General features: G+C 64.8%; 26 protein-coding genes and 1 tRNA gene. 11 read left to right on the forward strand and 16 right to left on the reverse strand.

Annotated features, from left to right (window positions below):
* Positions 1–71 precede the first annotated feature (71 nt).
* The 7 genes from J2R78_RS16150 to J2R78_RS16180 all read left to right on the forward strand — a co-directional run bounded on the left by J2R78_RS16150 (position 72) and on the right by J2R78_RS16180 (position 6,530).
* A complete protein-coding gene (locus tag J2R78_RS16150; protein ID WP_253605588.1) occupies positions 72–791 on the forward strand; it encodes a prolipoprotein diacylglyceryl transferase in 720 nt (239 codons plus the stop codon).
* Positions 772–2,217: a radical SAM protein gene (locus tag J2R78_RS16155; protein WP_253605590.1), complete on the forward strand. Its 1,446-nt coding sequence runs from the start codon at positions 772–774 to the stop codon at positions 2,215–2,217. The genes J2R78_RS16150 and J2R78_RS16155 overlap by 20 nt, the downstream gene beginning before the upstream one ends.
* Positions 2,214–2,495 (forward strand): hypothetical protein, encoded by a 282-nt coding sequence (locus J2R78_RS16160; RefSeq protein WP_253605592.1) that lies wholly within the window; start codon positions 2,214–2,216, stop codon positions 2,493–2,495. The genes J2R78_RS16155 and J2R78_RS16160 overlap by 4 nt, the downstream gene beginning before the upstream one ends.
* 18 nt (positions 2,496–2,513) lie before the next feature.
* The gene (locus tag J2R78_RS16165; protein ID WP_253605594.1) at positions 2,514–2,765 is read left to right on the forward strand and encodes a hypothetical protein; all 252 of its coding nucleotides are present in this window, start codon (positions 2,514–2,516) and stop codon (positions 2,763–2,765) included.
* A gap of 103 nt (positions 2,766–2,868) precedes the next feature.
* Positions 2,869–3,015: a hypothetical protein gene (locus tag J2R78_RS16170; protein WP_253605597.1), complete on the forward strand. Its 147-nt coding sequence runs from the start codon at positions 2,869–2,871 to the stop codon at positions 3,013–3,015.
* Between the two features lie 276 nt (positions 3,016–3,291).
* Positions 3,292–5,118 (forward strand): translational GTPase TypA, encoded by a 1,827-nt coding sequence (typA, locus tag J2R78_RS16175; RefSeq protein WP_016847242.1) that lies wholly within the window; start codon positions 3,292–3,294, stop codon positions 5,116–5,118.
* Between the two features lie 164 nt (positions 5,119–5,282).
* Positions 5,283–6,530 (forward strand): NAD(P)/FAD-dependent oxidoreductase, encoded by a 1,248-nt coding sequence (locus tag J2R78_RS16180; RefSeq protein ID WP_253605599.1) that lies wholly within the window; start codon positions 5,283–5,285, stop codon positions 6,528–6,530.
* A gap of 21 nt (positions 6,531–6,551) precedes the next feature.
* Here J2R78_RS16180 and J2R78_RS16185 read toward each other — a convergent pair whose 3' ends face one another.
* The 5 genes from J2R78_RS16185 to J2R78_RS16205 form a co-directional block, all read right to left on the reverse strand.
* Positions 6,552–6,941, reverse strand: coding sequence for an HNH endonuclease (locus tag J2R78_RS16185; protein ID WP_309145047.1), 390 nt, complete (start codon positions 6,939–6,941; stop codon positions 6,552–6,554).
* Positions 6,848–7,456, reverse strand: coding sequence for a hypothetical protein (locus tag J2R78_RS16190; protein ID WP_253610081.1), 609 nt, complete (start codon positions 7,454–7,456; stop codon positions 6,848–6,850). The genes J2R78_RS16185 and J2R78_RS16190 overlap by 94 nt, the downstream gene beginning before the upstream one ends.
* An 85-nt stretch (positions 7,457–7,541) precedes the next feature.
* The gene (locus J2R78_RS16195; protein WP_253605601.1) at positions 7,542–7,949 is read right to left on the reverse strand and encodes a thiol-disulfide oxidoreductase DCC family protein; all 408 of its coding nucleotides are present in this window, start codon (positions 7,947–7,949) and stop codon (positions 7,542–7,544) included.
* Between the two features lie 58 nt (positions 7,950–8,007).
* Positions 8,008–9,336 (reverse strand): SDR family oxidoreductase, encoded by a 1,329-nt coding sequence (locus J2R78_RS16200; protein ID WP_253605603.1) that lies wholly within the window; start codon positions 9,334–9,336, stop codon positions 8,008–8,010.
* Positions 9,337–9,461: 125 nt separating this feature from the next.
* Positions 9,462–9,929, reverse strand: a complete 468-nt coding sequence (locus tag J2R78_RS16205; protein ID WP_253605604.1) for a DUF2269 domain-containing protein — start codon at positions 9,927–9,929, stop codon at positions 9,462–9,464.
* Positions 9,930–10,303: 374 nt separating this feature from the next.
* Here J2R78_RS16205 and J2R78_RS16210 point away from each other — a divergent pair, with 374 nt between their 5' ends.
* Positions 10,304–10,813 carry a GNAT family N-acetyltransferase gene (locus J2R78_RS16210; protein ID WP_253605606.1) on the forward strand — a complete coding sequence of 170 codons (510 nt, stop codon included), beginning with the start codon at positions 10,304–10,306 and terminating at the stop codon, positions 10,811–10,813.
* A gap of 165 nt (positions 10,814–10,978) precedes the next feature.
* Positions 10,979–11,509, forward strand: coding sequence for an inorganic diphosphatase (ppa, locus tag J2R78_RS16215; protein ID WP_028337382.1), 531 nt, complete (start codon positions 10,979–10,981; stop codon positions 11,507–11,509).
* A 154-nt stretch (positions 11,510–11,663) separates the two neighbouring features.
* On the opposite strand, the gene folD is transcribed toward ppa, so the two are convergent.
* From folD to J2R78_RS16230, 3 genes are read right to left on the reverse strand one after another with little or no spacing between them, the layout of a single operon-like run.
* The gene (gene folD, locus J2R78_RS16220; protein ID WP_253605609.1) at positions 11,664–12,548 is read right to left on the reverse strand and encodes a bifunctional methylenetetrahydrofolate dehydrogenase/methenyltetrahydrofolate cyclohydrolase FolD; all 885 of its coding nucleotides are present in this window, start codon (positions 12,546–12,548) and stop codon (positions 11,664–11,666) included.
* Position 12,549: 1 nt separating this feature from the next.
* The gene (locus J2R78_RS16225) at positions 12,550–12,885 is read right to left on the reverse strand and encodes a DUF167 domain-containing protein (protein ID WP_016847251.1); all 336 of its coding nucleotides are present in this window, start codon (positions 12,883–12,885) and stop codon (positions 12,550–12,552) included.
* A 21-nt stretch (positions 12,886–12,906) separates the two neighbouring features.
* Positions 12,907–13,197: a YggT family protein gene (locus J2R78_RS16230; RefSeq protein WP_016847252.1), complete on the reverse strand. Its 291-nt coding sequence runs from the start codon at positions 13,195–13,197 to the stop codon at positions 12,907–12,909.
* 297 nt (positions 13,198–13,494) lie between these two features.
* On the opposite strand from J2R78_RS16230, the gene J2R78_RS16235 reads away from it, so the two are divergent.
* Positions 13,495–13,570, forward strand: a tRNA-Ala gene (locus J2R78_RS16235).
* A 110-nt stretch (positions 13,571–13,680) separates the two neighbouring features.
* Here the strand turns inward: J2R78_RS16235 and J2R78_RS16240 are convergent.
* The 7 genes from J2R78_RS16240 to J2R78_RS16270 all read right to left on the reverse strand — a co-directional run bounded on the left by J2R78_RS16240 (position 13,681) and on the right by J2R78_RS16270 (position 21,631).
* Complete coding sequence (locus J2R78_RS16240) at positions 13,681–14,490, reverse strand: enoyl-CoA hydratase (RefSeq protein ID WP_253605611.1); 810 nt, start codon at positions 14,488–14,490, stop codon at positions 13,681–13,683.
* 116 nt (positions 14,491–14,606) lie between these two features.
* The gene (locus J2R78_RS16245) at positions 14,607–15,416 is read right to left on the reverse strand and encodes a glutamine amidotransferase (RefSeq protein ID WP_253605613.1); all 810 of its coding nucleotides are present in this window, start codon (positions 15,414–15,416) and stop codon (positions 14,607–14,609) included.
* 146 nt (positions 15,417–15,562) lie between these two features.
* Complete coding sequence (locus J2R78_RS16250) at positions 15,563–16,342, reverse strand: SDR family oxidoreductase (RefSeq protein ID WP_253605615.1); 780 nt, start codon at positions 16,340–16,342, stop codon at positions 15,563–15,565.
* A gap of 226 nt (positions 16,343–16,568) precedes the next feature.
* On the reverse strand, positions 16,569–17,072 hold the full coding sequence (locus tag J2R78_RS16255; RefSeq protein ID WP_016847256.1) for a TerB family tellurite resistance protein: 504 nt from the start codon (positions 17,070–17,072) through the stop codon (positions 16,569–16,571).
* 277 nt (positions 17,073–17,349) lie between these two features.
* Entirely contained in the window at positions 17,350–18,759 is a 1,410-nt protein-coding gene (locus J2R78_RS16260) for an adenylate/guanylate cyclase domain-containing protein (RefSeq protein ID WP_225642287.1), read from the reverse strand.
* Positions 18,760–18,800: 41 nt separating this feature from the next.
* A complete protein-coding gene (locus J2R78_RS16265) occupies positions 18,801–20,186 on the reverse strand; it encodes a cytochrome P450 (RefSeq protein ID WP_253605617.1) in 1,386 nt (461 codons plus the stop codon).
* Between the two features lie 83 nt (positions 20,187–20,269).
* Positions 20,270–21,631 (reverse strand): hydrolase, encoded by a 1,362-nt coding sequence (locus J2R78_RS16270; protein WP_253605619.1) that lies wholly within the window; start codon positions 21,629–21,631, stop codon positions 20,270–20,272.
* Positions 21,632–21,802: 171 nt separating this feature from the next.
* Here J2R78_RS16270 and J2R78_RS16275 point away from each other — a divergent pair, with 171 nt between their 5' ends.
* Positions 21,803–23,482 (forward strand): MFS transporter, encoded by a 1,680-nt coding sequence (locus J2R78_RS16275; protein ID WP_092087790.1) that lies wholly within the window; start codon positions 21,803–21,805, stop codon positions 23,480–23,482.
* Positions 23,483–23,619: 137 nt separating this feature from the next.
* On the opposite strand, the gene J2R78_RS16280 is transcribed toward J2R78_RS16275, so the two are convergent.
* On the reverse strand, positions 23,620–23,835 hold the full coding sequence (locus tag J2R78_RS16280; RefSeq protein ID WP_253605621.1) for a cysteine rich repeat-containing protein: 216 nt from the start codon (positions 23,833–23,835) through the stop codon (positions 23,620–23,622).
* Positions 23,836–24,067: the final 232 nt, after the last annotated feature.

Raw genomic sequence — 24,067 nt, forward strand, 5'->3', positions numbered from 1 at the left:
ATAATCTGGCCCCGCCATTGCAATCGGGAAGCCGCTATCGCGGACCGCGAAAATCAAGCTACACTCGCCTCATGAGTGGGGCTGAACTTCACGCCGTCTTCGACGTTGCAGCATGGGGCGCGGCCGCGCTCGCCATGTGGTGGCTGTCGCGCCGGCGCGGGCTGCAATTCCCCCGGCAATCCTTCGAGCTGCCCTACATCGCCGCGCTGGTGTTCGGCGCCGGGATCGGCGCCTACATTTTCGGCACGCTGAACCTGTGGTTCTCTGGCATGGCAGGCGTCGCCCGCTCGGTCGAGGGCGCGCTGGCCGGCGGCATCGTCGCGATCGAGCTCTACAAATGGCGACACGGGATTTCGCTGCGCACCGGCGCGCGGTTCGCGCTACCGCTTGCGATCGGCGTCGCGGTCGGCCGTCTCGGCTGCTATTTCGCGGGGCTCGAGGATTTCACCTATGGCACGCCGACCACGCTGCCCTGGGGCCATGATTTCGGCGACGGCGTGCTGCGCCATCCGGTGCAGCTCTATGAAAGCCTGGCGATGGCGGCGTTCGCGGCATTCTATGTCTGGGCGGTATTGAACCGAAATGCCGCCGTCATCACCAACGGATTCTACCTCGTGCTGTTCTACTACGGGCTGCAGCGCTTCCTGTGGGAGTTCATCAAGCCCTATGGCGCGCTGATCGGACCATTCTCGCTGTTTCACCTGCTGTCGCTGTTTGTCATGATTTACGCCGCCGTCATGCTGGCGACGGCGCCGAATGTGAGCTTGAAGCATGAACGCGCCGCTGCGTAAGGCCCGCCCTTACATCTTCTGGGGCCAGACCCAGTCGCTATGCGAAACCTGCCTGGCCCTGGTGCCGACCAAGATCCAGATATCAGGCAACGAGGTCTGGTACGAGAAGCGCTGCAAGCAGCATGGCGTGCAGTCGACGCTGGTCTCGACGGATGCGGCCTATTGGCGGCTGTGCAAGGACTTCATCAAGCCCGGCGACCGGCCGCTCGCGTTCCAGCGCCACACCGAATTCGGCTGCCCCTATGATTGCGGGCTGTGCCCGGACCACGAGCAGCACTCCTGCCTGGCGCTGATCGAGATTACCGAGCATTGCAATTTGACTTGCCCGGTGTGCTTTGCGGATTCCTCGCCGACGCGGACCCGCTTCACGCCGCTGGCGAAGATCGAGAAGATGCTGGACGCACTGGTGGCGAGCGAGGGCGAGCCCGATCTGGTGCAGATATCCGGCGGCGAGCCGACGCTGCATCCGGATTTCTTCGCGATCCTGGATGCGGTGCGCGCCCGCCCGATCCGCCATGTCATGATCAACACCAACGGCCTCAGGATCGCGCGCGAGCCTGATTTCGTGGCCAAGCTTGCCGAGAACAAGCGCGGGCTGGAAGTCTACCTGCAGTTCGATTCGCTGCAGCGCAAGGCGCTGGTCAATCTGCGCGGTGCGGATTTGCGAAAAATCCGCCAACAGGCACTGGAGAGTCTCGAGCGACACGGCGTCTCGACCACGCTGGTCGCGACCATCAAGCGCGGCATCAACGACGGCGAGATCGGCGACATCGTCCGCCACGCGCTGACCTGGAAGTGCGTCCGCGGCGTCACGCTGCAGCCGGTGCAGGATGCCGGCCGTAACGAGCATTTCAACAAGGACACCGACCGCATCATGCTGTCGGAGATTCGCCGGCGCGTGATCGAGACCGGGGTGTTCGGCGCTGACGACATGATCCCGTTGCCCTGCAATCCCGAGAGCATCTCGATCGGCTACGGCCTGCGCAACGGCGACAAGGTGTTGCCGCTGACGTCGCTGATCCCGCAGGAGCAGCTCATCGCCGTGATGCCCAACACCATCAGCCCCGAGAAATATCCGGTGTTGCGGGAGAAGTTTGTCGACCTGTTCTCGCTGTCGTCGGGGCCGCTGAACACCTCGGAGCGGGTCTGCGAATTGCTGTGCTGTCTCCCGAGCTTCGAGGTGCCGGAGGGGCTGACCTACGAGAACGTGTTCCGCGTCACCATCGTGCAGTTTCTCGACCGCTTCAATTTCTGCGTCGGCAACGTCAAGCGAAGCTGCATCCACTTCGTCACCGAGAGCGGCGCGATCATCCCGTTCGACACCTACAATCTGTTCTACCGTGACGGAAAGATCGACGGCATCCGCGCCGCGCTGGCCGGCCAGACCTACCGTGAAGCCCGGCAAGGCGAGGAGGTGCCGCGATGAGCGAGACCAATCCACCGCCCATCCCGCCTGCACCATCGGAGCCACCCTACAAATACGTCCCGCCGCCGCCGTCGCCACGCAGCGGCTGCGCCACCGCGTTCATGGTGGTGTTCGGGCTGATCCTGCTGCTGCCCGGGCTCTGCGCCCTGCTGTTCGGGTTCGGCGTCCTGAGCGAGTCGAAGACCGATCCCTCCATTCTCTTCCTGATTCTGCTTGGACTCGCGGTCTGCTTTGCCGGCGTGATGCTGATCCGCGCCGCGATCACGGGAAGGCGCTGACGGACCATTCGACGACGCATGTCCGACACCGACGACACGCCCCCGGAACGACCACCAACGCCGCCTTCGGCGGCGGAAGGCTGCCTGTCGATGCTGATGCTCCTGGTCGGCATCGTGTTGTTGCTTCCCGCCTTATGCGTCGTGATGGCCGGCCTCAAATCCGGCATATCGTTCAGAGCGGCCGACCTCCCTATCCTGCTCGTCATTCTCGCGATCGCCCTCGTTGGTGGCTGGCTGGTCTGGTTGGCGACGCGTCCGCGAGAGCGCTAGATCGGCAAATCCCGTGAGCAATTCCGACACACCCCCGCCATACAGGCCTCCGGAACCCGGGTAGCGCAACGGCTGCCTGACCGCCCTCATGCTGGTGGTAGGGGTGATCCTGCTGATCCCGGGGGTCCTGTGCGCCATTCTCAACGCCAAGATGAGCGCCGGCGCCGGCGGCGACCCCATCACCATGTTCGTGATGTTGGTGGCGCTGGGCGGGCTTGGCCTGATCGTGTTCGCGATTACCCGGAAGTAAGACCTGAAAGCCCCTCGAAAACCGCCTTTGGAACCAAAATCAGCCCTCCAAACAGCCAATAAATCATTGTTTTTTGGCGTTTTCTGACTATATTGCGCCGCAACGCGCAAGGTGCCCGGTCCTCTGACCGGGCTTCCTTTTTGGGGTGATGCGTCCCCGTCAAATTTCTTGGGTATGAGCGTGATCCGGGCCCGAATGGGCCACGCGAGCGAGCGGCCGGCCAAACTGGTCCGGCGAGATCGCGCATCTGACCATTGCACGACCAGAAGAAGAGCCATGAACCTTCGCAACGTCGCCATCATCGCCCACGTCGACCACGGCAAGACCACCCTCGTCGACCGCCTGCTGCAGCAATCCGGCACCTTCCGCGAGAACCAGAAGGTCACCGAGCGCGCCATGGACTCCAACGACCTGGAGCGCGAGCGCGGCATCACCATCCTGGCCAAGGCCGCCTCGGTGCAGTGGAAGGACATCCGCGTCAACATCGTCGACACCCCCGGCCATGCCGACTTCGGCGGTGAGGTCGAGCGCATCCTCAACATGGTGGACGGCGCGCTGGTGCTGGTCGACGCCGCCGAGGGCCCGCTGCCGCAGACCAAGTTCGTGGTGTCGAAGGCGCTCAAGATCGGGCTGAAGCCGATCGTCGTGATCAACAAGGTCGACCGTCCCGACGCACGCCCGACCGAAGTCATCAACGAGGTGTTCGACCTGTTCGCAGCGCTCGACGCCTCCGAAGAGCAGCTCGACTTCCCGATTCTGTACGGGTCGGCCAAGCAGGGCTGGATGGCGGAGAGCCCGGAGGGTCCGAAGGACCTCGGCATGCAGCCGCTGTTCGACCTGATCGTGCGCCATGTCGAGCCGCCGAAGGTCGAGGAAGGTCCGTTCCGCATGATCGGCACCATCCTCGAGGCCAACCCCTATCTCGGCCGCATCATCACCGGCCGCATCTCCTCGGGCTCGATCAAGCCGAACCAGCAGGTCAAGGTGCTGTCCGCCGACGGCAAGCTGATCGAGAGCGGCCGCCTGACCAAGATCCTCGCCTTCCGCGGCCTTGAGCGGACCCCGCTCGAGGAGGCCGAGGCCGGCGACATCGTCGCGATCGCGGGCCTCACCAAGGGCACCGTCGCCGACACCTTCTGCGATCCCACCGTCGAGACGCCGCTGCCGGCGCAGCCGATCGATCCGCCGACGGTGTCGATGTCGTTCATCGTCAACAACTCGCCGCTCGCCGGCACCGAAGGCGACAAGGTGACCTCGCGCATGATCCGCGACCGCCTGATGCGCGAGGCCGAGGGCAATGTCGCGCTGCGCGTCGTCGAGGCCGCCGACAAGGATTCCATGGAAGTCTCCGGACGCGGCGAATTGCAGCTCGCGATCCTGATCGAGACCATGCGCCGCGAGGGCTTTGAGCTCTCGGTGTCGCGCCCGCGCGTCGTGCTGCAGAAGGACGAGGCGACCGGCGCCTGGCAGGAGCCGATCGAGGAAGTCGTGATCGACGTCGACGAGGAGCATTCCGGCGTCGTCGTGCAGAAGATGAGCGAGCGCAAGGCCGAGATGATCGAGATGCGCCCCTCCGGCGGCAACCGCCTGCGGCTGGTGTTCTACGCGCCGACCCGCGGCCTGATCGGCTACCAGGGCGAACTGCTCACCGACACCCGCGGCACCGCGATCATGAACCGCATCTTCCACGGCTATGCCGCTTACAAGGGCGAGATCCAGGGCCGCCGCAACGGCGTCCTGATCTCCAACGACCAGGGCGAAGCGGTGGCCTATGCGATGTTCAAGCTGGAAGACCGCGGCCCGATGATGATCGAGCCGGGCTGGAAGGTCTACAAGGGCATGATCGTCGGCGAGCACACCCGCGACAACGACCTCGAGATCAACGTGCTGAAGGGCAAGCAGCTCACCAACATCCGCACCACCTCGAAGGACGAGGCGGTGCGCCTGACGCCGCCGATCCGGATGACGCTGGAAAAGGCGCTCGCCTATATCGAGGACGACGAGCTCGTCGAGGTGACGCCGAAGTCGATCCGACTGCGCAAGAAGCACCTCGACCCGAACGACCGCAAGCGCGCCGAAAAGGCCAAGGAAGCGGTGGCGTAAGCTGTCATGCCCCGGTTCGACCGGGGCATCCAGTACGCCGCGGCCCATCAGTTCAATCGCTACTGTCTCTGGAATACTGGATCACCCGCCTTCGCCTGCGCGGGTGATGACAGTCATGCATGTGGCGGCTTCAGGCCCGGCGGCGGACGTGCTAGAGCCGGGACATGACTTCCCCTCCCTCCACGGTCGATGTTGCCATCATCGGCGCCGGCGCCGCCGGCCTCGGTGCCGCGAATGCGCTGAAGGACTCCGGCCTCTCCACGATCGTGCTGGAAGCCCGCGACCGCCTCGGCGGCCGCGCGCATACGATTCAGGCCGCGCCTGACGTGGTGTTCGACGTCGGCTGCGGCTGGCTGCACTCGGCCGACCGGAACAGCTTTGTCGGCATCGCCCGGCAACTCAACTTCGAGCTCAACAAGGACTTGCCGCCGTGGCGCGAGCGCGCCTATGGCGAGGCGTTCCCGCAGGCCGCTCGCGACGACTTCACGCACGCACTCGACCAATTCTACGACCGCATCGAGCAGGCGGCGCGGCACGGCAAGGACTGCCCGGCCAGCCTGTACCTCGAGCCCGGCAACCGCTGGAACCCGATGATCGATGCGATCTCCACTTATGTGAACGGTTGCGAGCTCGACCAGGTCTCGATCCTCGACGTCGACGCCTATGAGGACACCGACATCAATTGGCGGGTGCGGCGCGGCTATGGCGCGCTGGTCGCGGCCTATGGCGCGCAGGTGCCGGTGGCGCTGAACTGCGAGGTCAGCCTGATCGATCACTCCGGCAAGCGGATCCGCATCGAGACCTCGCGCGGCGCGCTTGAGGCGGACAAGGTGATCGTCACCGTGCCGACCAACCTGATCGCCGACGAGGCGATCCGCTTTTCGCCTGCGCTGCCGGACAAGCTCGACGCCGCGCGCGGCCTGCCGCTCGGCCTCGCCGACAAGGTGACGCTGGCGCTCGCCGAGCCCGAGGCGCTGCCGAAGGAAGGCAATCTGCGCGGCGCCACCATGCGCACCGAGATGGGCACCTATCACATCCGCCCGTTCGGCCAGCCCTGCATCGAAGGTTTCTTCGGTGGCCGTTTTGCGCAACAGCTTGAAGATGCCGGCGACGGCGCCATCGCCGCGCACAGCATCGACGAGATCGTCTCCTTCCTCGGCAATGATTTCCGCCGCAAGCTGAAGCCGCTCAGCGAATCCCGCTGGGCCCACGACCCGTTCGCCCGCGGCTCCTATTCGCACGCACTGCCCGGCCACGCGGACAAGCGCGCCGTACTGGCCGCGCCGGTCGACGGCCGGCTGTTCTTCGCCGGCGAAGCGACTTCGCCGGAGTTTTTCTCGACCGCGCACGGCGCGCGGGATTCGGGGGAGCGAGCGGCGAGGGAAGTGGTGGCGACCAACCGACCAGAATAGTTGCCCGGCAGTGAGGCCGTCTCACTTCTTGAAAACAACGTCTCTGTGGAATTTCAGATAGTGCGGGTTTGGATAAAGGGTCTGATCTTTCGGAAGATTGATCAATCCGCTTTGATTGAGAAGCCTAACGGCATCTTCGGGAACGTGATTCTTGGAAACTAGTATCTTGTAATCGTCGCCAATCGAGATCAGTCCTCGATCAAACATCCAGTGCACTGTTCCGGACAACGCCAGCCCGTTTCGAACTGAGTCAGGTCCGTTTGACGCCACTGGCTGAATGTGTGCGGCCTGCACTTCGGGCCGGCCCCCGCCGTTGATCAACCGCAAACCTGTAATGGCACATCTATTGGAATAGGCCGCTCGTACACTGTGCATAAATGATTTTTCTCGAAACGGCCGGGAAACAACCATTTCGACAACTGGTCGTTCGAACGGTGTCGGCGGTTCAGAATATCCAAGTGGCGACGGCGCCTCCGGCGAAGGCACCTCGCCAAGAATTGGCGCAAACCCAGCTCGCAAGATCCGGTCGAATTCATTATCGGGGATGAGCCGTACAGCTCGACCAAACGCTCCTTGTTGGTGCTGCCATCATCCTTCTCGAGTGCACTCTCGTAGTATTCGCCCTGCTCCTGAAACGGGACGACCGTGTCGAAATCCAGATACGTCGCGCCATCGATAATTGCAAAGTAATGGTCTGGTAATTCGACGTCTTCAATCACTGAACTAACGCGAGCGACACCGAAATAAGATTGACGACCTCCCCTACTTGAAAGGTCAGAGCTCGATCTTCGTGGTTCGTAGTAGACGATGTAGTCGCCGACGGTCTGCTGGACATAATTTAGGTATGTGCGCGGAAAGTGATACCTCTCTTCGGGCAGATCCTTGTAGCTCGGTGTAACTTTTGAAGTAAAAACTGCCTTGGTCATAAAAGAAACCTTCGCGCACAACTATCTCAACGCCATTCAATCTAAAGTAGCTCTTACTATTTGAATAGTCTCCGACCTTCGGCCTCTACTCCAGCACTCTCGCCCGCATATCCGCGTCGGGCACGAAGCACGTCTCGTATTTCCCGAAGATCTTGTACCGGTGGCGGGCGATGAGGCTGTAGACGGCGTCGCGCAGCGGCTTGGGGACCGCGAACAGCGTGCGGGTCCAGCCCCAGCCGGGCAGATGGCTCAGCACCGTCAGCGCCGCGTCGGATTTCATGTAGGCGACGCCGCCATGGACGACGGCGTTGGTGTCGGGGTCGTCAGGATCGATGCCGAAGGTCTTCGCCAGCCGCGTGCCGTAGCCGGACTGGATCGGCGTGAAGCGAAAGCGGCGTGCCGTGTCGCGGGCGATGACGAAGCGGACCCAGCGCGAGCAGAAGATGCAGACGCCGTCATAGAGGATCACGTCGTCGTCGGGCCAAGTGCTCATCTCGATTCCCTCAACGCGTTTTCTTCACGCGAACCGGTTCCCACTTCGCTCGAAAACGCTACCGGTTATCCAGGATCAACAGCGCGACCAGCATCAGCACGATCGCAGGTCCCGTCTTCACCAGCGCGCCGAGCGGCTCGATCCAGAGATCCGGCGTCAGGATCGCCGATCCCGCCATGTAGCCGAGCGAGGCGATGATGCCTGCGATCAGACCGAACGCCGCGGTGCGGCGGATCGCGATCAGCACCCCAATGCTCATGTCCATCAGGCTGGTCAACACCGTCACCGGCCCGACCAAAGCCGGCGGGAAATGGTGCGCACGCAAAATGCCTGCCGCGGCGTCATAGGAGATCACCAGCGCGATGAAGCCGGATGCGACCCAGAACAGCACGAGGCTTACGAAGATCAGCGCTTTGATCAAAAACAGCCGCGCGAACCATTTGTCCTGAATGGTCGCGGGGCGCCCGCCGACCGCTTGCGCGATTGTCTTCGGCACGATGCCGGTCGCTTGCATCCAGCCTGCGGGATCGCCGGTGACGCCGCGGCGCAGCTCGGCGATCGCGGTGGAGCGCAGCGGCGGCAGCCAGCCGAGCCGGCTTGCGAGATCGCCTAGACGGGCGCCGAGATCGATCAGGAACGGCGGCGTCGCGATCCGGACATGCTTTGCCGTGCCGAACGACCGGCGGAACTGGGCGATGACGCCGCCGAGCGAAATCGGCTGCTTCTGCATCAGGTCCCAGGTCACCGATCGCACCGCTTCATCGGCGACATCGCGCGCCGCAAGCCAGGCGATGGTGGCGGCGATATCCTCGACTGCGACCGGCTGGAACGGCGTCGCGGTCTCATTGGCCGGCAGATCGACCGGCAGCGCCGCCAGCGCGCGCAGCATGGCGCTGCCGCCATAGGCCGACGGCGCGATCACGAAGCCCGGACGCAGGATTGCATGGGGAATCCCGGACGCCACGATCAGCCGTTCGGCCGCGCGCTTGGTGGTGCTGAAGGCGGTGCGGTCCGCATCGGCCGTGCCGGGAATCGAGATGTGGACGAGACGGATGGCGCGGTGGCTGTCACCGATCGCCTGCAACAGCCGCGCGACGAGGTCGCAATGCACCGCGCTTGTGTCGCTGCCCGGGCCATCCTGCAGCACGCCGAGGCAGTTCACGACGATGTTGACCTCATGCGTGCGAAGCAGCTGCGTCAGCGCCGCGGCATCCATCGACATGACAGGCAGCTCGAGGTCGGTCGCGCTGATTTTCTGCGCCGGCGTGAAATGCCGCGCGACCCCGATCACGTGAAAGCCGCGCGCCCTCAGATCGTCGGTGATCGTGCGCCCGATCAGGCCCGAGGCGCCGAGCACGAGGATGTTGTGTGATGCGTCGTCACTCATGAGGCCCCAGACTATTTGGCGTCATTCCGGGGTGCGAAGCGAACCCGGAATCTCGAGATTCCCCGATGCGCAATTGCGCATCTGCGGTTCGATGCTTCGCATCGCCCCGGAATGACGACACTGCGCTAAAATGGTTTCGCGATCATCAGCCAGAGGATGATCATCACGGAGCCGAAGCCGGGAATACCGAACAGGAACCAGCGGCGAAACAGCGCAAAATAACGCGGCGGCAGCGGAAGACCTTTTTCGACGGCCGCCTGCGCGAGATTGCGCATCTCCATCTGCATGAAGACGACGGGAACCCAGAACACGCCGGCCAGCGCGTAGAGCGCAAGCGAAACCGCCAGCCAGCGCTCGGTGATGCTCGTTGCCGACAACAGCATCAGCAGTCCGCCGCTCACCGGCTGAAGCAGCACGGCACTCAGCGTGAAGATCATGTCCGCGATCACGACGGTCGCCGCTGTGCGCGCGATGAACGCCACATCCTGCGTGCGATGCGCCGCCAGCATGAAGAAGGCGATGCCGGTCCCGGTGCCCAGGATCACGATGGCCCCGAGCACGTGCAGATATTTGATCAGGAAGTAGAGCGTCATCGCAGTCCGCTCGTAATCAGGCCAACTTCGGCGCGCACAAATACCGCCGCTGCCATAGGCCGGTCGGGCGCGAAAATCCACTGCGGCGGCGCAGGCGTGGCGCGGTCGGAGTACCCACATCGCGTCTGGATTCGCCCGCAGAATCCTGGCCGCGAATCAGCCCCCGAATGAGCTTTTTCCAACTATGGCAGTGTCATATTGCGCTCGCGATACACGCTTTGCACAGCTCCGGATCGGCGGTTGGCCGCTTGAACTCCGGCAAGTGTCCTCTTTCGGAACAAGTTCTCACGACACTGATGCAAAAAATCCACAGATTAACCGATAATTAACGATGGACCTTGAAGGCGGCCCGCCGACTTGCTTTGATTACAGGCATGAGCACAACGCTAATCGAGGTCCGGCCGGCCAAAGCTGCAGACGCGGCGGCGGTGGCGTCTACCCATGACGAAGCCTGGCGCTCGGCGTATCAGGGAATCATCCCCGGCGCCGAACTCGAAAAGCTGATCAATCGCCGCGGCCCGCAGTGGTGGGACAGCGCCATCCGCAAGGGCAGCCGCGTCAGCGTGCTGGTGTTCAGCGACCGGGTCGCAGGCTACGCCAATTACGGCCGCAACCGCGCCCGCAGCCTGCATTTCGAAGGCGAGATCTACGAGCTCTATCTGCGGCCGGAATTCCAGGGGCTTGGCTTCGGCCGGCGCCTGTTCGCCTCCGCTCGCCGCGACCTGATGCAGAGCGGCCTCAAGAGCATGGTGATCTGGGCGCTCTCCGACAACGAGCCGGCAACCGAGTTTTACCGTGCGCTGGGCGGCCGGATGGTGGCGCGCTCCTCGGAGCGGTTCGGGCCCAAGTCGCTCGACAAGGTCGCTTTCGCCTGGGCCAACTGAAAATCCTGCTTCTCTCGCAGCTGCAGCAAGGCTAAACCAGCCTCAAGCGCTGCGCGCGTCGGCCAGCCCGGCCCCAAGGCCGGGCCGGGAGCCGTTTCGCGGCCCGGCGGCGCCAACCAAAAAATCACATCGTTCTCAACTTCCAGAGGCCACGCGGAGCAATCCATGCGTATCGACGCCATATCGATCGGAAAAAATCCGCCCCACGACGTCAACGTCATCATCGAGGTTGCCGTCGGCGGCGAGCCAATCAAGTACGAAATGGACAAGGAAGCCGGCACGCTCGTGGTGGACCGCTTCCTCTACACGCCGATGCGCTATCCCGGCAATTACGGCTTCATCCCGCACACGCTGTCCGGCGACGGCGATCCCTGCGACGTGCTGATCGTCAACACCCGCGCGATCGTGCCGGGCGCGGTGATGAGCGTCCGGGTGGTCGGCGTGCTCCTGATGGAGGACGAGGCCGGCGGCGACGAGAAGATCATCGCGGTGCCGTCGTCGAAGCTGACCCAGCGCTACGACAAGGTGCAGAACTACAGCGACCTGCCCGACATCACGCTGCAGCAGATCCAGCACTTCTTCGAGCACTACAAGGACCTCGAGAAAGGCAAGTGGGTGAAGGTGCTGCGCTGGGGCGACGCCGACGAAGCCCGCAGGCTGATCCTCGAAGGCATCGAGCGCGCGAAGAAGAAGTGACTAACCTCGCCCCGCTTGCGGGGAGAGGTCGGATCGCATGTAGCGGAGCGGAATGCGATCCGGGTGAGGGGGTACAGGTCTTTCGACAATCCCACCTCGGAGAGGGGCCCCTCACCCCAACCCTCTCCCCGCAAGAGCGGGGCGAGGGAGCATTTCACACCGCCGGCGCCGGCAGGCCGGCAATCGCGCAGGCGGCGCGCAGCGTGTTGACCAGGAGGCACGCCACCGTCATCTGCCCGACGCCGCCGGGCACCGGCGTGATTGCGCCGGCGACATTGAGCGCTTCCTGGAACGCGACATCGCCGACCAGCTTCGGCTTGCCGCCGGGCACCGGAATGCGGTTGATGCCGACATCGATCACCGTCGCGCCCGGCTTCAGCCAGTCCCCCCGCACCATCTCGGGCCGGCCGACCGCGGCATAGACCAGATCGGCCTGGGCGCAGAGCTTTGGCAGATCGCGCGAGCGCGAATGCGCGATCGTCACCGTCGCATTCTCGTTCAGCAGCAATTGCACCAGCGGACGGCCGACCAGATTGGAGCGGCCGATCACGATCGCGTTCATGCCTTCGAGCGAGGCGTGCACGCTCTTGGTCAGGATGATGCAGCCGAGCGGCGTGCAGGGCGACAGTGCCGCCAGGCCCCCGGCGAGCCGGCCGGCATTGTCGGGGTGCAGGCCATCGACGTCCTTGGCCGGATCGATCGCGTTGATGACGGTCTCGGTCTGCAGCGACTTCGGCAGCGGCAGCTGCACCAGGATGCCATGCACCATGCGATCGCGGTTGAGCCGCGCGATCAGCGCCAGCAGATCGGCCTGCGACACATCCTCCGGCAGCTTGTGCTCGAACGAGGCCATGCCGGCGGCCTGGGTCTGGGTGTGCTTGCTGCGGACATAGACCTCGCTCGCGGGATCATGGCCGACCAGCACGACGGCGAGCCCCGGCGTGAGCTGGTGGTCGCGCTTGACGCGGGCGACCTCGTCGGCGACGCGGGCGCGAAGCTCGGCGGCGATGGCTTTTCCGTCGATGATGCGGGCAGTCATGTCAGTCCCTTGTCTGCTGGTTCGGCTTGGCCGCCGTCAGCTTCCTCAATGTATCGCCGAGCCCTTTCGGATCGCCGTCCACCGCGACCTGCTTGAGCCGCGAGGTGGCGCCGGACAACAGCTTCACCCTGGCTTTCGGCACGCCAAGCGCCTTGGCCAGCAGCTCAGTCACCGCACGGTTGGCCTCGCCGCCCTCAGCGATGGCGCGCACCCGCACCTTCACCACCGAACGGCCGTTGGCCAGCGTCTCGATCCCGTCGATGTCGTCGCGGCCGCCGCGCGGCGTCACGCGCAGCGCGATGCTGATGCCCTCGGTGGAATAGCGCCACGGATCCATCAAGGCCCCGTCGAGAAAGGGTCAGATCACGTTGGGATAGATGTAATAGGCGATCACCCGCTGGATGAACATGATGATCAGGATCACGATGATCGGCGAGATATCGAGCCCGCCCAGATTCGGCATCACGTTGCGGATCGGCCGCAGCACCGGCTCGGTGATCCGGTAGAGGAACTCGGCCACCGCGGAAACGAACTGGTTGCGCGTGTTGACCACATTGAAGGCGACCAGCCAGGACAGGATGGCGGAGGCGATCAGCAGCCAGACATAGAGGTCGAGGATGATGATGACGATGTCGAGAACAGCGCGCATATGAGGGGGGCTCGCGGGTAAGACAACCGATTGAGGCGCAACGAGACCGGACTGAGCCGCCATCGCGCTTCTTGTTTGAGCGGGATCGTTTCGGAAAACCGCTATGCGCTGGGCGCTCGCGCGGTCCGCCGGGTCGGGATCACGCCCTAGATATCGGTTCATCCCCCCGCAAACAAGGGAAGTTCCCGGCGGGACGGGCCGAAAACCGCGCTTTCACCGTTCTTGACTTGACCTTGGGCGGGACTGTAAATGGCGCCCGACTGACGGCCGGGATACTCAGCAACACCCGGCCGCGATGGGGCCATAGCTCAGCTGGGAGAGCGCGTCGTTCGCAATGACGAGGTCGGCGGTTCGATCCCGCCTGGCTCCACCACGCTTCGCCCTTCGGGCTACGCGTGGCGCAGCCGCGCAGGAGCCTGGAGGGCGAAGCGTGGTGTCCGGCGAAGCCCAAAGGGCGAAGACGGACTTTGTCCGTTAGCCCCCTCACGTCCCCGTAAACCTTGGCGGCCGCTTCTCCACAAAGCTCGCGACGCCTTCCCTGAAATCATTGCCCTTCAGCGCGATCTGCATCTCGCGGTTGGCATCGATGGTGGCTTCGGCGAGCGTCTGGAACGGCACGTCGTAGATCTGGCGCTTGATCACAGCGATCGCGCTCGGCGAGACGAAATCGGCGAGGTCGCGGGCATAGGCATAGGTCTCCTCGCGCAGCTTCTCCGGCGAAGAGAGCCGGTTGACGAGGCCGATGCGCAGCGCCTCCTCGGCCGACACCCGCCGCGCCGACATCAACAGATCGAGCGCATTGGCGTGGCCGACGATACGCGGCAGCATCCAGCTGATGCCGTGTTCGGCGATCAGGCCGCGCCGCGCGAAGGCGGTGGTGAACACCGCGGTGTCGGCGGCGAAGCGCAAATCGCAATAGAGCGCGTGAACCAGGCCGATGCCGGCGGTGGCGCCGTTGAGCATCGCGATGATCGGCTTCCTGATCGCGGGGTAGTAGGCGTAGCGCGTCTGCCAGTCGGCGCGCCGGTTCATGTCGAACGGGATATTCTCGCCGCGCCTGACCTCGTTGGGATCGATTCCCTTCAGCGCGTCCATGTCGGCGCCGGCGCAGAAGCCGCGGCCCGCGCCGGTCAGCACGATGACGCGAACGTTGTCGTCGTTGGCCGCCGCCTCCATCGCGTGGCGCACGTCGCGCTCCATGATCGCGGTCCACGCATTCATGCGATCGGGGCGGTTGAGCGTGATGGTCGCGATCCTGTCGCTGACCTCATAGAGGATGTGCTCGTAGCTCACGGCGATCTCCCTGTGCCTTGTTGTTATTGATACGCGCGGCGATGCGGCCTGCGCGCGGCGGCCGACAGTAGCACATTCACCAGAACGAAAAGCCGGCGCGAAATTCCGCGTGGCGGCTATTCCGCGGCCTGCAGCAGCTGCCGCTGCGGCACGCGCGCGATCCAGCCGTCGATGAAATGCTTCAGCCACGCGCGCTCGGCGGCATCGTGGACGGCACGCTCGGCGAAGTGCAGATGGCCCGGCTGTGCGCCCGGCGAATCCATCCGCGCGCAACCGAGCGTGGTCCAGCGATGCATCATCGCGTAGGTCACGTCGGGGTGGAATTGCAGGCCGAAGGCGTTGTCGAACTCGAACGCCTGCACCGGGAAATCATCGCCCGCCGCGAGCAGGTCGGCGCCGGCGGGCAATTGAAATCCCTCGCCGTGCCAGTGATAGACCCGCGCCGGCCAGTCCGGGCAGAGCGCGCGGCCCGCCTCGGTCGGCCTGACCGGATAATAGCCGACCTCGACACGGCCTTGCGGATGCGGCGCGACCTCGGCGCCGAGCTGCCGCGCCAGCATCTGCGCGCCGAGGCAGATGCCCAGAAACGGACGCTGCTCGCGCAGCGGAACGGCGATCCAGTCGATCTCGCGCCGCACATAGTCGTCGCCATCATTGGCGCTCATCGGACCGCCGAAGATCACCGCGCCGGCATGCGCGTCGAGCGTTTCGGGCAGCGCGTCGCCGAAGCGCGGGCGGCGGATGTCGAGGCGGTAACCCAGCGCGCGCAGGGCGTTGCCGATCCGGCCGGGAGTCGATGTCTCCTGATGCAGCACGATCAGCACCGGCCGCAGCGGGGTCTGGTCCGAGATCTCAGCCGTGACCGCGGTCGGCCTTCGGCTGGCGAAGGGCACCACGACACGGCTTTGGTCAGACCGGAACGACATTGCCTCTGCTTAAAGTTTCGGCACGTAAGGCGCGATCATAGCTAAGTGGTCGTTAACATCGTGTGAGTTTGCGCACACCCAGGCGAAGCAAATCCCGGGCCAGAAACAGCCTTAATGGCGACGAGTGGGACGCTTTTCAGGGACAGCTAGCGCTTGCGGAGCTGAAATCCGCCGACCGCCGTCAGGATGAAGGAGCGCGGAAACAGCCGGAGCAGAAACGGCACCAGCTTGATGAAGGCGCCGGGCAGCACCGCGCGCTTGTTGGCCATCAACCCGCGATAGGCCTGGCGGGCCACCTCTTCCGGCGTAACGTTGAGGATGGCGGAATCGAATCCGGGGGCAAACCCGGCGCGATCCTGAAACTCCGATGGTACCGGGCCCGGGCAACACACGGTGACACGCACGCCCTGCGGCGCCAGCTCACAGCGCAACGCCTCGGTAAACGACAACACATAGGCCTTGCTGGCGTAGTACACGGCCATGCCGGGGCCCGGCAGAAATCCGGCGATCGAGCCGAGATTGAGGATGCCGCCGCGGTTGCGGATCAGCTGGTCGGCAAAGCGCAGCGTCAGATCGGTCAGCGCGCGGATATTGACATTGATGATGTTGAGCTGCTCGGCGCGGTCGCGCTCGATGGCGCGGCCGAACAGGCCGAAGCCGGCATTATTGACGAGAAATTCGACCTCGACCCCGGCGTCGGTCAGGGCCTGCGCGATCCGGTCGCCCGCATCGGCGTGCTGGAGATCACAGGGGATCACAATCGGCGCTGCGCCGCCCTTGGCCCCGAGCTCGTCGGCGAGCGCCTTCAGGCGGTCGGCGCGCCGCGCCACCAGCGCCACACGGTGACCATTCGATGCAAACACGCGCGCCAGTTCGGTGCCTATGCCCGCCGATGCCCCGGTTATCAGCGTCACACGCTCGGTCACGTTTCAAACTCTTACTGCAAATTCTAGTGAGGTCCCCAACAAGCCGACGAGAGCATAGGCATGCGGTGGGACGCAAGCCGTGTGTAAGCTTGTGGACAGCGGCGAGGCACTGGTTTTGTGATGAAACGCCAGATTTTCAGTCGGATCGCCCACAATCGCGGCGGACATTAAAATTTCGTCATCCGTGATACCGGTGACGATGCGTCCGCCGGCGCGGGCAATCGCGTCAGATTGCGGCGTCCGCCGTGCCCCATGGGCCCTTTGGCAGCGCCGCCTGCTTCTCGGCGACCCGATGCTTGAGATCGATGCGGTCGCGCGAGGAAATGCCGAGCAGATCGGCGGCGCGCCAGACCACATTGTCCTCGAACTCGCTGACCTGACCGTCGGCATAGACCAGCTCCCACATCATCTCGACGATGCGCAGCCGTCCCTCCTCGTTCACCGAGCGCATGATGACGCTGGTAAAGTGATAGAGATCGACGGCCTCGCCCTCGACGCGCATGGCAGAGGCGATCAGCTTGTCGGCCGCGCCGCGGTCGAGCTGGAAACGGCTCTCGATCAGGCCGTGCAGCTTGCGCGTCTCGGCAGGCGTCGGCTCGCCGTCCAGCGAGACGACGTGCACCAGCAGCGCGGTCGCCGCCAGGCGATAGTCGCCGTCATCGAAGGTGCGGTCGGCCTGGGCGTCGGGGGAAACGATATCGGCAATGAATTGGCGAAGTCCGTCGAGCATCGTTCTCTCTGTGGAATGAAGCCTGCCTGAATTGAGCGTGATCTTTCCGGCTATCAAGTTTTCCCGGATCCCGCTCCGTTGAAATCTATATGGCGTGGAAACAGAACCGGTGCAATCCGCGCAGGTTCCCGCTGCGACATTACGTTTCGGCAACATGGATTGAGTCATTCCGGGGCGATGCGAAGCATCGAACCCGGAATCTCGAGATTCCCCGATGCGCAATTGCGCATCTGAGGTCTGGTCCTGACGGACCATCCCGGAATGACGATGTGCTCAACTACGGTATCTCGTACACCACGAGCTTGTCGGCAATGCCACGCAGTGCCGCTTCCTTCTGGATCGGCTTGATCGCGGCGCGATCGAGGATGCCCGCGACCTCAGCCGATTCCATCACCGGCTGGGTCAAATGGATTTCCTGCGACGTCGACAGGCTCTGCACCCTGGCTGCGATATTCACGGTCTGGCCGAAATAATCCTGCCGCTCGTTGAGCGTCACCGCGAGGCACGGCCCCTCATGGATGCCGATCTTGACGATCAGATCTTCCTTGCCGCGCGCGGTGTTGAGCTGCTTCATCGCCGCCCGCATGCGCAGGCCCGCCGATAATGCATGCTCTGGCCGGATGAAGGTCGCCATCACGGCATCGCCGATCGTCTTCACCACGGCGCCGTGCTCGGAAGCGATGATCTCGAGCAGCGCGTGGAAATGCGCGCGCACCAGATCGAATGCGGCGAGATCGCCGACCCGTTCATAGAGCGCAGTCGAGCCTTTGAGGTCGGTGAACAGGAAGGTGAGCGCGGTGATCTTCAGCCGCTGGTCGACCGTGAGGTTGTCGGCCTTGAACACATCGCGGAAGGTCTGGTTCGACAGCATCCGCTTCGCGGTGAGGATCGGCTTGCGCTTGCCGAGCAGCTCATGCAGCGCATCGGCCGCTACCCAAACAGCGGGCAGCACGCGGGTGTCGGTCTGGTTGTCCAGCGACAGCCGGAGCGGCCCCGGCCGCAGCACCGTGGTGCCGGTCGGCGCCTGCAGCTTGTTGAACACGATCGAGAACTGTTGGCGCTCGGTGGTCGGCTCGCCCTGCACGTCGAAGAAATGCGCCGAGTGCGTCACCGGCTCGAACACGATCAGGAACTGCTTCGGCAATTGCAGCGATAGCAGCGCCTTCTCGCCGGCCGGCAACTCCAGCGATTCCAGCGTCACCTCCTTGAGCAGGCGCTCCAGCGAGTCTTCGTTGAGCTCGATGCCCGAGCTCCAGAACATCTGGCGGACATACTCCCAGATCGGCAGCGTATTCGGATCATGCGCGCCGATGCGGCGCACGCGCGGGCTGACGGTGAAGGCGACCTCGACCAGATCGTCGACGGACGCTTCGTATCCGGCCGCGCACAGCGCACAATTGTAGTCGTCATGGCGCAACGACTTCAGCGTCGAATGCGCATCGAGCACGCCGCCGCAGCCCGGGCACAGCACATTCCAGCTCATGTCGAACAGGCCGAGCCGCGACGCATGCAGGAAGCCGGAGATTACCTTCTCCTGGTCGAGCCCGGTGCGGTTCGAGAAATCCAGCAGATTGATGCGATTGAGATCCCGGTCATGACCGTCCGCGATCAGCTGCTGCATGGCATCGACGACGGCCGGATCGGTCGTCTGCCTGAGGACTGCGAAATGGGCCTGCGTATCGCTCATGGTGAGCCCCTAGATGAGCATTGGGACACCGCCGCGCAAGATCAGCGCGGCTTGATCGTAAACACCGGCGAGCGGTTCGGCTGTGTCGTCACCACGCCGATCGGCAACACCGGATCCTTGTCCGCCAGCGCGACGCGGAATGCGCCGATGATCTTCGCAAGCGCGAGCGTCGCCTCGACCAGCGCAAAATGCGCGCCGATGCAGACCCGCGCGCCGACGCCGAACGGCAGATAGGCAAACCGATCGGGCGGCGTTCCCGTCATGAAACGCGACGGCACGAACGCGTTCGGATCGCGCCACAGCTTCTCATGCCGGTGCAACAGCCACGGCGCGATCAGGATTACGTCACCCTTCCTGACCGGACGGCCCGCGATGGTATCGGGACCGCCTGCCGCACGCGCGATCAGGAACGCCGGCGGATAAAGCCGCATGGTTTCGTCGATCACCGCGCGGGTGAATTTCAGCCGCTCGATGTCGAGCGCGCCAGACGTCGCCGCGCTCCCGACTTCTGCTGCCAGCTGTTCCTGGGTCAGGGGATCGAGCGCCAGCAGATAGAGCGCCCAGAACAGCGCGGTCGCAGTTGTCTCGTGGCCGGCCAGGATCATGGTGGCGACCTGGTCGCCGAGTTGGGCATCGGTGAAGGCCTCGCCGGTTTCAGGATCGCGCGCGGCGCCCATCAGGTCGAACAGGTCGCGGGCCGGCGCGTTGTCATCCTTGCCGGCCGCACGTCGCTCGGCCATCAGCATGCCGACGAACGCGGTCCAGCGCTTGCGGAAACGGGCGCGGCGGAAATCCTGCGGCGTCGGCCAATTCAACGGCAGCACCAGATCCAGCATGTGCGGCCGCGCCAGCGTGTCGCCATACTCCATCACGAAGTCGCGCAGCGCGGCGCCGTGGCGATCCATGCCGAACGAGAACATGGTGCGGCCGGCGATCTCCAGCGTCATCCGCTGCATCGCCTCGCGCAGATCGACCGGGCCGCCGCTGGCGGAGCTCAGCTTGGCGATGGTCTCGTCGACCGCCGCAATCATATAAGGCACCAGCGTCGTCACCGCGCGCGGCGTGAACGCCGGCGCCAGCGTGCGGCGCTGGTGTTTCCACGCCCGCCCTTCGGCGATCAATAGCCCCTCGCCGAGCATCGGACGCAGCACGCGAAGGCCGGCCGGCGTGCGGGTGTAGTTCTCGTAATTGTCGACCAGCACATGGCGGATCGCATCCGGCGTGTTGAGGATGAAGCTCGAGTGGCCGAGAAAACGGCCCTGGACGATGTCGTCCTCATAGGCACGCTGGCCCCAGGTCTCGATCGGCGAGTTGCGCATCACCCGCATGCGCTGGAACGCGCCCATGTCGTCCGGCGCGCGCGGCGGGGCCGGCGGGACCAGGGGCCGCCGCGCGACCGTGATATCGTAGACCTCGGCTATGCTCATGGTCCTCGCTTCCTGCCTCACGCGACGGCCGATCCGGCCATGCGATCTCGGCGCCAAGAAGGCGCGCGGACCCTGCACAAGACCTAATAAGTCAGCTCGGCGACCGCAATCCGATTTTCCGATGCCGGCCAGGCCCGCATCATAATGCGTTCCCCGTTGAAGATCGCGGCGACCGGACGGCCGACATCGTCCGCGGCGAGCCGCAGCGTCGTCACCGAATCGGTCGGCACACCGGGCTTTACATCGGCCGGCTCCTTGCCGTCGAACAGCACGATGTCGCGCGGCAGGCCGAAATAGCCGCGCGGCCGCGACATCAGCACAACCGCGCCTGCGCCGGCATCGGCCGGTCCCAGCGGCCGCGCCGCGCGCAGATGCACGATCTCGGACGAGCGCACAAACGGCGAGCGATAGATGTGCGTCGTCGCCGTACCGGGTGACGTCAGCGCGAATTCGAGCGGCCACGACGGATCGACCTGCGCCGGACCCCAGCGACCGTCGGCGCCGGTCTGCGAGCTGTGCAGCGGGCCGCCGATGCGCTCGCCGGTCTCCGCCGCGACACGATAGATGTCGACCGTGGCCCCCGGCACCGGCCGGTTGGTCGGCACGCCGCCGGGCGTGCCTGTGACGAGGCCGCTCAGCCTCACCGCCGTCTCCGGCACGATCTCGATCCGCGACGGCTCGTGCCTTGCGATGAATTTGTAGATCTCGCGAAAGGCCCGCGGATGAAAGGCGGTCTCGCGATGATCGACCGCGCCGAGCACCAGATTGGTCGCACCTTTCAGCGCCGGGCCTTCCGTCGTGACGTTGGTCGGCGTGCCCGGCTTGCCGACGAAGCGGCCGTCGGCTTGCGCATATTTGTCCAGCCCATCGCTGCGCAGCGTCAGGAACAGGGTGCCAACAGTCACTTCGCTGTCGCCATCGTTCAGTCCGCGCAGGAACGGACCACGCCCGTTGAATTCGTTGCCGAGCCCGTCGTCCCACGCGTACACACCGTGATTGGGCGTGCCGCACAGCACTGCGTGGCTGATGTCGCCGCCGCCGCCATTCTTGATGTAATTGCGGATCGCATTGCCGCCGCGCGAACTGCCGACCAGTGCGACCCGCGGCGCACCGGTCTTCTGCTTCAGCTCCCTGATCGCCTCGGCGAGCTCGCGGCGCTGGTCCTCGGTCGAGGAGCGGCTCGCCTGCTCGATCTTGTCGTCGGTGCGTGCCAGCGGATCGGTGAAATTGATCGCGGCCATGCGCTCGCGCGGCACCCCGTTGCATTCCATCCGCCACAGCGTCGTCATCCAGAGCGCGGCGTGATCGCCATTGCCGTGCACGAACAGAATCGGCGGGGTGTCACCGGCGGGCGCCGGCTGAGCCAAGGCCGGGGCGCCGAGGCGGCCGGCCAGCAGGGACAGGGCGCCGGCCCCTTGCAATATTCTCCGCCGCGACAGCGCCATTGGCCCCTTCCCCCGACTTTCCTCGGCCTTCCTCAGGTCTTTCAGTGCCTTAGCTGTGCCCTGTCCCCGCCAAGGATGCCGTAATCGCTGGACAGAACACGCGTTTCGCGGGCATCAGTTGGTGCAGCCGGAATCGTCCAACAAGCCATAGCAGGCCAACCGGAACTGGATATGACCGAACCGCGCGATCGCTCCGACAGTATCACTGCACCGTTGCGGCATTCAATCTTCAGGCGAATCTGGCTCGCGAGCCTGCTCTCCAATCTAGGCATCCTGATCCAGGGCGTCGGCGCCGCCTGGGCGATGACGCAGATGACCGCGGAGGCCGACAAGGTCGCGCTGGTGCAGACCGCCTTGATGCTGCCGGTAATGCTGATCTCGATGCCGGCCGGGGCCATCGCCGACATGCACGACCGCCGCATCGTCGCGCTGGTGTCGCTGGCGATCGCGCTGACCGGCGCCACCATCCTGACCGTGCTGGCCTGGCTCAATCTGGTAACGCCGAACATCCTGCTCGCGCTGTGCTTCGTCGTCGGCAGCGGCATGGCGCTGTTCGGCCCGGCCTGGCAATCGTCGGTCAGCGAGCAGGTGCCGCCGGAGACGCTGCCCGCCGCGGTCGCGCTGAACGGCATCAGCTACAACATCGCGCGCAGCTTCGGTCCGGCGATCGGCGGCATCGTGGTGGCGTCCGCGGGCGCCGTCGCGGCCTTCGCCGCCAATGCCGTGCTGTATCTGCCGCTGCTCGTCGTGCTGTTCCTGTGGAATCGCGTCAGCGAGCCGTCGCGGCTGCCGCGCGAGCGGCTGAACCGCGCCATCGTCTCCGGCGTGCGCTACATCACCAATTCGCCGTCGATCAAGATCGTGCTGACCCGCACCATGGTGACCGGCATCATCGGCGGCTCGGTCTCGGCGCTGATGCCGCTGGTGGCGCGCGACCTCCTGCATGGCGGCGCGCAGACCTACGGCATCATGCTCGGCGCCTTCGGCATGGGCGCGGTGATCGGCGCGCTCAATATCAGCGAGATCCGCAGCCGGCTGAGCGGCGAAGCCGCCATACGCGTCTGCGCTTTGACGATGGGCGCGGCGATCGCCGCGGTTGCCGTGAGCAAGCAGCCGGTGATCACCGCCGCCGCGCTGGTGGTTGCCGGAGCGGTGTGGATGCTGGCGATTGCGCTGTTCAATATCGGTGTGCAGCTCTCCGCGCCGCGCTGGGTCGCGGGACGTTCGCTGGCGGCCTTCCAGGCCGCGATCGCCGGCGGCATCGCGATCGGCAGCTGGTGCTGGGGCCGCATCACGGATGTCGGCGGCGTCGAGATGGCGCTGTTGATCTCCGCCGGTCTGATGCTGCTGTCGCCGCTGCTCGGCATCTGGCTCAGGATGCCGCCGATCGGCGCCCGCAACGAGGACGCGACGGATGCGCTGGCCGATCCCGAGGTGCGGCTGCAACTGAGCGGGCGCAGCGGGCCGCTGGTGGTCGAGATCGAATACCGGGTGGCGCAGGACAATGCCCGCGCCTTCCACAACGTGATGCAGGACGTGCAGCTCAGCCGCCAGCGCAACGGCGCCTATGGCTGGTCGATCGCCCGCGACATCGCCGATCCCGAATTGTGGACCGAGCGCTATCATTGCCCGACCTGGCTCGATTTCCTGCGCCAGCGCAACCGCGCCACGCAGATCGAGCGCGAACTGCATCAGAAGGCCGCCGATTTCCACATCGGCGCCGAGCCGATCCGCGTGCGCCGGATGCTGGAGCGTCCGTTCGGATCGGTGCGCTGGAAGGACGAGACCCCCGACCGCGCCGCCAAGGAGGTGATCCCGGTGGTCGCGACCGCAGCGGGGAGTAGTACGTAGTCTCTCCATTGTCATTCCGGGGCGCGCGAATAGCACGAACCCGGAATCTGGAGATTATTAGCTCGAGATTCCCCGATGCGCAGTTGCGCATCTGAGGTTCATCGCTCCGCAATGCCCCGGAATGACAGCCGATGGGTCTACTGCCCGTGATCGGCGAGCGTCTGCTGGCAGGCCTTGCTGAGGCGGCTGCGATGCTCCTTCAGGCACGCCAATACGACCTGATCGCCCTCGCTGAGATGGGCGCGGCAGAACCGCGAGGCATCGCGCGAGCAGGCATCCCGCCCCTGCTGCTGCGCCGAGGCGGCCGACGTCAACAAAACCAGCGGAACGACGGCAAACAGAAATCGGATCATCTCTCAAAGCCTCTCAAGCGTTTTCGCGCGAAGGGTGCCGGTTCGCGCGAAGAAAACGCGTCAAATAGGAAATCCGGAGCCCCGTTCCGATTTCATCGGAGCGGAAACGGCTCCAGGGAATGCGACGCCGGTTCTATAGCGTTTCCGTGCCGCGAAGAAGCTTGAAACCGACCGTGACGGTCATCACGCATGGTAACGCCCGCTTTTTCTTGTCCTTCCGGCGCCTTGTTGG

The sequence above is a fragment of the Bradyrhizobium sp. USDA 4538 genome (genome assembly GCF_024171045.1).
In the GTDB taxonomy this organism is placed as follows: domain Bacteria; phylum Pseudomonadota; class Alphaproteobacteria; order Rhizobiales; family Xanthobacteraceae; genus Bradyrhizobium; species Bradyrhizobium australafricanum.

What these genes read in the sequence shown, in the direction of transcription:
- J2R78_RS16150 (WP_253605588.1), top strand. Translation starts at nt 72, where the DNA reads ATGAGTGGGGCTGAACTTCACGCCGTCTTCGACGTTGCAGCATGGGGC.
- J2R78_RS16155 (WP_253605590.1), top strand. Translation starts at nt 772, where the DNA reads ATGAACGCGCCGCTGCGTAAGGCCCGCCCTTACATCTTCTGGGGCCAG.
- J2R78_RS16160 (WP_253605592.1), top strand. Translation starts at nt 2,214, where the DNA reads ATGAGCGAGACCAATCCACCGCCCATCCCGCCTGCACCATCGGAGCCA.
- J2R78_RS16165 (WP_253605594.1), top strand. Translation starts at nt 2,514, where the DNA reads ATGTCCGACACCGACGACACGCCCCCGGAACGACCACCAACGCCGCCT.
- typA (WP_016847242.1), top strand. Translation starts at nt 3,292, where the DNA reads ATGAACCTTCGCAACGTCGCCATCATCGCCCACGTCGACCACGGCAAG.
- J2R78_RS16180 (WP_253605599.1), top strand. Translation starts at nt 5,283, where the DNA reads ATGACTTCCCCTCCCTCCACGGTCGATGTTGCCATCATCGGCGCCGGC.
- J2R78_RS16185 (WP_309145047.1), bottom strand. Translation starts at nt 6,941, where the DNA reads ATGGTTGTTTCCCGGCCGTTTCGAGAAAAATCATTTATGCACAGTGTA.
- J2R78_RS16190 (WP_253610081.1), bottom strand. Translation starts at nt 7,456, where the DNA reads ATGACCAAGGCAGTTTTTACTTCAAAAGTTACACCGAGCTACAAGGAT.
- J2R78_RS16195 (WP_253605601.1), bottom strand. Translation starts at nt 7,949, where the DNA reads ATGAGCACTTGGCCCGACGACGACGTGATCCTCTATGACGGCGTCTGC.
- J2R78_RS16200 (WP_253605603.1), bottom strand. Translation starts at nt 9,336, where the DNA reads ATGAGTGACGACGCATCACACAACATCCTCGTGCTCGGCGCCTCGGGC.
- J2R78_RS16205 (WP_253605604.1), bottom strand. Translation starts at nt 9,929, where the DNA reads ATGACGCTCTACTTCCTGATCAAATATCTGCACGTGCTCGGGGCCATC.
- J2R78_RS16210 (WP_253605606.1), top strand. Translation starts at nt 10,304, where the DNA reads ATGAGCACAACGCTAATCGAGGTCCGGCCGGCCAAAGCTGCAGACGCG.
- ppa (WP_028337382.1), top strand. Translation starts at nt 10,979, where the DNA reads ATGCGTATCGACGCCATATCGATCGGAAAAAATCCGCCCCACGACGTC.
- folD (WP_253605609.1), bottom strand. Translation starts at nt 12,548, where the DNA reads ATGACTGCCCGCATCATCGACGGAAAAGCCATCGCCGCCGAGCTTCGC.
- J2R78_RS16225 (WP_016847251.1), bottom strand. Translation starts at nt 12,885, where the DNA reads ATGGATCCGTGGCGCTATTCCACCGAGGGCATCAGCATCGCGCTGCGC.
- J2R78_RS16230 (WP_016847252.1), bottom strand. Translation starts at nt 13,197, where the DNA reads ATGCGCGCTGTTCTCGACATCGTCATCATCATCCTCGACCTCTATGTC.
- J2R78_RS16245 (WP_253605613.1), bottom strand. Translation starts at nt 15,416, where the DNA reads ATGTCGTTCCGGTCTGACCAAAGCCGTGTCGTGGTGCCCTTCGCCAGC.
- J2R78_RS16255 (WP_016847256.1), bottom strand. Translation starts at nt 17,072, where the DNA reads ATGCTCGACGGACTTCGCCAATTCATTGCCGATATCGTTTCCCCCGAC.
- J2R78_RS16260 (WP_225642287.1), bottom strand. Translation starts at nt 18,759, where the DNA reads ATGAGCGATACGCAGGCCCATTTCGCAGTCCTCAGGCAGACGACCGAT.
- J2R78_RS16265 (WP_253605617.1), bottom strand. Translation starts at nt 20,186, where the DNA reads ATGAGCATAGCCGAGGTCTACGATATCACGGTCGCGCGGCGGCCCCTG.
- J2R78_RS16270 (WP_253605619.1), bottom strand. Translation starts at nt 21,631, where the DNA reads ATGGCGCTGTCGCGGCGGAGAATATTGCAAGGGGCCGGCGCCCTGTCC.
- J2R78_RS16275 (WP_092087790.1), top strand. Translation starts at nt 21,803, where the DNA reads ATGACCGAACCGCGCGATCGCTCCGACAGTATCACTGCACCGTTGCGG.
- J2R78_RS16280 (WP_253605621.1), bottom strand. Translation starts at nt 23,835, where the DNA reads ATGATCCGATTTCTGTTTGCCGTCGTTCCGCTGGTTTTGTTGACGTCG.